Annotated in this window: 6 protein-coding genes and 1 pseudogene; 3 read left to right on the forward strand and 4 right to left on the reverse strand. The window is 72.2% G+C overall.

What is annotated here, in order from left to right; all coding sequences use genetic code 11:
• A partial coding sequence (locus AB8Z75_RS29630; protein WP_369207342.1) for a hypothetical protein occupies positions 1 to 230 on the forward strand: 230 nt, incomplete at its 5' end.
• A 116-nt stretch (positions 231 to 346) separates the two neighbouring features.
• On the opposite strand, the gene AB8Z75_RS29635 is transcribed toward AB8Z75_RS29630, so the two are convergent.
• Positions 347 to 1,234 (reverse strand): LysR family transcriptional regulator, encoded by an 888-nt coding sequence (locus AB8Z75_RS29635; protein WP_369207344.1) that lies wholly within the window; start codon positions 1,232 to 1,234, stop codon positions 347 to 349.
• Positions 1,235 to 1,326: 92 nt separating this feature from the next.
• Here AB8Z75_RS29635 and AB8Z75_RS29640 point away from each other — a divergent pair, with 92 nt between their 5' ends.
• Together AB8Z75_RS29640 and AB8Z75_RS29645 are read left to right on the forward strand one after the other, a co-directional pair.
• A complete protein-coding gene (locus tag AB8Z75_RS29640) occupies positions 1,327 to 1,995 on the forward strand; it encodes an MOSC domain-containing protein (RefSeq protein WP_369207346.1) in 669 nt (222 codons plus the stop codon).
• Positions 1,996 to 2,059: 64 nt separating this feature from the next.
• Positions 2,060 to 2,833, forward strand: a complete 774-nt coding sequence (locus AB8Z75_RS29645) for an SDR family NAD(P)-dependent oxidoreductase (protein WP_369207348.1) — start codon at positions 2,060 to 2,062, stop codon at positions 2,831 to 2,833.
• Between the two features lie 116 nt (positions 2,834 to 2,949).
• Here AB8Z75_RS29645 and groL read toward each other — a convergent pair whose 3' ends face one another.
• The 3 genes and pseudogenes from groL to AB8Z75_RS29660 all read right to left on the reverse strand — a co-directional run.
• Positions 2,950 to 4,575: a chaperonin GroEL gene (gene groL / locus AB8Z75_RS29650; protein WP_369207350.1), complete on the reverse strand. Its 1,626-nt coding sequence runs from the start codon at positions 4,573 to 4,575 to the stop codon at positions 2,950 to 2,952.
• Between the two features lie 139 nt (positions 4,576 to 4,714).
• Positions 4,715 to 5,023, reverse strand: a complete 309-nt coding sequence (gene groES / locus AB8Z75_RS29655) for a co-chaperone GroES (RefSeq protein WP_016473371.1) — start codon at positions 5,021 to 5,023, stop codon at positions 4,715 to 4,717.
• Between the two features lie 229 nt (positions 5,024 to 5,252).
• Positions 5,253 to 5,507 (reverse strand): annotated as a pseudogene (locus tag AB8Z75_RS29660) (nucleotidyltransferase domain-containing protein); the annotation flags it as partial.

Consider the following 5,507-nt stretch of genomic DNA (forward strand, 5'->3'; position numbering starts at 1 on the left):
CCGCCGGACAGTCCGGTGAGGCCGAGGCCCTCGACGGAGCCGGAGGCTTCGACGGGACGGACCGGTTCGACGAGACCGCGGCCGAGGCCGAGGCCATGGGCGGAGCCGAGCGGTTCGACGAGGCGGGGGCCCTCGGCCAAGCCGAGGGGTTCGACGAGGGGTTCGAGGAGAGCGAGCGGTTCGACGCGGTCGAGCGGTACGGCAGGACCGAGCCGGTCGGGGAGAGATAGCGGGCTACGGGCGGGCGGGCCTGGACCGAGGCCACCCGCGCCGCAGCGGGCACCCGCTGCTCACCGGCTCAGCGGCCCACCGGCCTACCGGCCCACCGGCCCACCGGCCCAGCCGCTCACCGGCGGGCCGCCGTCTCCAGCCGTTCCAGCATCGCGGCGACGGCCGGCACCTGGGCGAGGTCGGGCAGGGTGAGGGCCACCACCTCGCGCTGCACCGCGGGGCTGACCCGTACCGCACGCGTGCCCCTGGGGCGTACGGACTCCACGGCCAGCTCAGGGAGCACGGCCACGCCGAGTCCCGCGCCGACCAGGCCGACCACCGCCGGGTAGTCGTCGGTGGCGAAGTCGATGCGCGGGGTGAACCCCGCCGCCTCGCACACCTCGACGAGGTGCCTGCGGCAGCGGGGGCACCCCGCGATCCACGGCTCCTCGGCGAGCGTGCCGATGTCGACCTCGTCGGCGTCCGCGAACGGGTGTTCCTGCGGCACGAGACCGACCAGCCGGTCCGTGAGCAGCGGCCTGGCCACCAAGTCCGCCCACTCGGGAGCGGCGCCGTAGCGGAAGGCCAGCGCGATCTCGCAGTCCCCGGCGCGCAGCATCTCCACCGAGCGCGGCGGCTCCGCCTCCACCAGGGAGACCCGGGTGCCGGGGTGGTCGGCGCGCATGGCCGCCACAGCCGTCGGCACCAGCGTCGAGCTGCCGCTGGGGAAGGAGACCAGGCGCACCCGTCCCGCGCGCAGCCCGGCCAGCGCCGCCACCTCCTCCTCCGCGGCGGCCAGCCCGGCCAGGATGCCCGCCGCGTGCCGCACCAGCGCTTCACCCGCCTGGGTGAGCCGCATCTCGCGCCCCGCCCTGACCAGCAGCGGGGTTCCCGCGGCTGCCTCCAGCGCCTTCATCTGCTGGCTGACGGCGGGCTGGGTGCAGCCCAGGTCGCGCGCGGCGGCGGAGAAGGAGCCGGTGGTGGCGACCGCGCGCAGCACCCGCAGATGTCGTGCCTCGATCATGCTTCGAGCATACGTCCGCCCATAAGGACGCCTTGGGGAGCGGTCGGAAAACACGTTCGCGCCTTTGGGTGGGGCGCGGCTAGCCTCGGGCCATGCAGCTGCTCTCCGTGAACCTGGCCAAACCCCACCGGTCCGAGTACAGCGACGCCGCGGACAAGCGGACCGGCATCGACAAGCAGCCCACCAGCGATCCAGTCGCCGTCTTTGCGCCGGGGCCCCGCGGCACCGGCGGCAGCGCGCTGGCCGGGGACACCATCGGCAACAAGCGGCACCACGGCGGCGACGAGCAGGCCGTCTATGCCTACTCCCGGGAGGAACTCGACTACTGGGAGCGCGAGTTGGGCCGCACACTGCCCAACGGCTCCTTCGGGGAGAACCTCACCACCGAGGGCATCGACGTCGACGCGGCGCTCATCGGCGAGCGCTGGCAGATCGGCGTCCCCGGCACGGGGCCGCTGCTGGAGGTGTGCTCCATGCGGATCCCCTGCCGCACCTTCGCGGGGTGGATGGCCGAGGAGCGGTGGCTGCACCGCTTCACCGCGCGCCGGCGCCCGGGCGCCTACCTGCGGGTGCTCGACCCGGGCCACCTGCGGGTGGGGGACGCGGTCACCGTCGTGCACCGCCCCGACCACGAGGTCACGGTCAGCTTCCTGTTCCGGTCGCTGACGGGCGAACCGGAGCTGCTGCCCCGCATCCTGGCGGCGGGCGAGCCGCTGGACCGCGAGGCGCGGGACAAGGCGCTGCGGCGCACCCGGGCCTGACACCAGGTCAGGACGCGGGGCGCCTCGGCCCGGACCCCGGCGGCCGGGCCGATAGCGTTGCCGCATGACGACTGCACTGATTACGGGAGCCACCGCGGGGATCGGCGCCGCCTTCGCGCGCCGCCTCGCCTCCCGCGGCTACCACCTCGTGCTCGCCGCACGCGACACCGAGCGCCTGTGGCGCGAGGCGACCGAGCTGCACGACCGGCACGGCGTGGAGGCGGACGTCATCACCGCCGACCTGGCGACCGACGCCGGTATCGCGGCCGTCGAGGACCGGCTGCGCGATCCCGCGCACCCGATCGACCTGCTGGTCAACAACGCGGGCTTCGGCAACAAGGGCCGTTATCTGGAAGTGGAGCTCGCCGACGAGTTGGCGATGCTCAAGGTGCACTGCGAGGCGGTGCTGCGGCTGACCAGCGCCGCCACCGCGTCCATGCGCGAGCGGGGCAGGGGCGGCGTCATCAACGTCGCCTCCGTCGCCGCGTTCTTCCCCCGCGGGACGTACGGCGCCTCCAAGGCGTGGGTCACCCAGTTCACCCAGGGCGCCGCCAAGGACCTGGCCGGGCAGGGCGTGCGGCTGCTCGCGCTGTGCCCGGGGTTCGTCCGTACGGAGTTCCACGAGCGGGCCGGTATGGGTACCGGAAACATCCCCAGCTGGATGTGGCTGGACGCCGACAAGGTGGTGGAGACCGCTCTTCGCGACCTGGCGCGGGGCCGGTCGCTGTCCATCCCGGATCCCCGCTACAAGGCTTTGCTGGGCGCCTCCCGCCTCGTCCCTCAGGGGGTGCTGGGCCGGGTCTCCTCGACGACGGGACGCAAGTTCGGACCCCAGTAGAAGCCCGCAGGGACCCGCGCGCAATGCCGCGCGCGGCGCCGGTCACCAGGCGCCCGGCGCGCGAGAAGGGCGCACCCCCGCGCGGGGGTGCGCCCTTCTCGTGAGCGCGGGTCGCCTCAGTGGGCGTGGCCGTGGCCGTGGCCCGCGGCGGCCTCTTCCTCCTCCGCCGGCTTCTCGACGACCAGGGTCTCGGTCGTCAGCAGCAGCGAGGCGATGGAGGCGGCGTTCTCCAGCGCGGAGCGCGTCACCTTCACCGGGTCGATGACGCCGGCCTTCACCAGGTCGCCGTACTCGCCGGTGGCGGCGTTGAAGCCCTGACCGGCCTCCATCTCGCCGACCTTGGAGGTGATGACGTAGCCCTCCAGGCCCGCGTTCTCGGCGATCCAGCGCAGCGGCTCGACGGCGGCGCGGCGCACGGTGGCGACACCGGTGGCCTCGTCGTCGCTCTTGCCGAGGTTGCCCTCCAGGACCTTGACGGCGTGGACGAGCGCGGAGCCACCGCCGGAGACGATGCCCTCCTCGACGGCCGCGCGGGTCGCGGAGATCGCGTCCTCCAGGCGGTGCTTCTTCTCCTTGAGCTCCACCTCGGTGGCCGCGCCGACGCGGATGACGCAGACGCCGCCGGCCAGCTTGGCGAGGCGCTCCTGGAGCTTCTCGCGGTCCCAGTCGGAGTCGGTGGCCTCGATCTCCCCCTTGATCTGGGCGACGCGGCCGGCCACGTCCTCGCTCTTGCCCGCACCGTCGACGATGGTGGTGTCGTCCTTGGTGACGGTCACGCGGCGGGCGGTGCCGAGCACGTCGAGACCGGCCTGGTCGAGCTTGAGGCCGACCTCCTCGGCGATGACGGTGGCGCCGGTCAGCGTCGCCATGTCGCCGAGCATCGCCTTGCGGCGGTCGCCGAAGCCGGGGGCCTTGACGGCGACGGCGTTGAAGGTGCCGCGGATCTTGTTGACGACGAGGGTGGACAGGGCCTCGCCCTCCACGTCCTCGGCGATGATCAGCAGCGGCTTGGAGCCGCCGGCCTGCATGACCTTCTCCAGCAGCGGCAGCATGTCCTGGATGGAGCTGATCTTGCCCTGGTGGATCAGGATGTACGGGTCGTCGAGGACGGCCTCCATACGCTCCTGGTCGGTGACGAAGTAGGGCGAGAGGTAGCCCTTGTCGAAGGCCATGCCCTCGGTGAAGTCCAGCTCCAGGCCGAAGGTCTGGGACTCCTCGACGGTGATGACACCGTCCTTGCCGACCTTGTCCATCGCCTCGGCGATCAGCTCGCCGACCTGCTTGTCCTGCGCCGACAGCGCGGCGACGGAGGCGATGTCCTCCTTGGAGTCGATCGGACGGGCGGTCTTCACCAGCTCGTCGGAGACGGCGGAGACGGCCGCGTCGATGCCCTTCTTCAGGGCGGCCGGGGAGGCGCCGGCGGCGACGTTGCGCAGGCCCTCGCGGACCAGGGCCTGGGCCAGCACCGTGGCGGTGGTGGTGCCGTCACCCGCGATGTCGTTGGTCTTGGTCGCCACCTCCTTGAGGAGCTGGGCGCCCAGGTTCTCGTACGGGTCCTCGACCTCGACCTCGCGGGCGATGGTGACACCGTCGTTGGTGATGGTCGGGGCGCCGAACTTCTTGTCGATGACGACGTTGCGGCCCTTGGGGCCGATCGTCACCTTCACGGTGTCGGCCAGGTTGTTGACACCGCGCTCAAGGGCGCGACGGGCGTCCTCGTCGAACTTCAGGATCTTCGCCATGGAAGCTGTTGTGTCCTCTCACACGTTTCGAGACACGTCTCGCACGAACCGCGCCCTGGACCCTGCTACCTCTCGGGAGCGGGCACCAGGGCGCGGTTCGCTGCGAGCTGCCGCGTGAGCCGCGGCAGCTGCGGCTGACTTACTTCTCGACGATCGCGAGCACGTCGCGGGCCGAGAGAACGAGGTATTCCTCGCCGCTGTACTTCACCTCGGTGCCGCCGTACTTGCTGTACAGCACGATGTCACCGACCTTGACGTCGAGCGGGAGCCGGTTGCCGTCCTCGAAGCGGCCCGGGCCGACGGCCAGGACGGTGCCCTCCTGCGGCTTCTCCTTGGCGGTGTCCGGGATGACCAGGCCAGAGGCCGTGGTCTCCTCGGCGTCGAGCGGCTGGACCACGATGCGGTCCTCGAGCGGCTTGATGGCAACCTTGGAGCTGGCGGTCGTCACGATCCGACCTCCCCCTTCGGAGATCTCAATGGGGTCTTGTGTCTGGGGTGGCGACCAGGTGGATCCGCCGTCGCGGGTGCCGGATCTGCCCGTCGCGTACTGCTGGCACTCCCACGGGGAGAGTGCCAGGGTTGAGATTATTGCTCCGCTAGCACTCGGTCAAGCGGAGTGCTAGGCGATGGCCACCCGAGCGCTCGAACGAGGCCTCCCACTCGGGGGTGCGGAGCGCTCAGGCCGCGCTCCGGAAGAGGGCCGCCGCCTCGGTCACGGCGTGCCTGAGCGCCTCGTGACCTGGCCCGAGCGCCGCCAGCAGCGTGTCCACCTCCCGCAGGCCCGCCCGCGCCAGGAGCCGCTTCTCATTGGTGATCCACTCGCCGCGGGCGGCGAGYGGATCACCAATGAGATGCGCGGCGGCCGTGGCGAGCGCGCCCGCCACCTCCGTGACCTGGCCGCGGGGCACGTGGGCGCCCAGCGCGTACTGGAG

Source organism: Streptomyces sp. PU-14G, assembly GCF_041028275.1.
GTDB lineage: Bacteria > Actinomycetota > Actinomycetes > Streptomycetales > Streptomycetaceae > Streptomyces.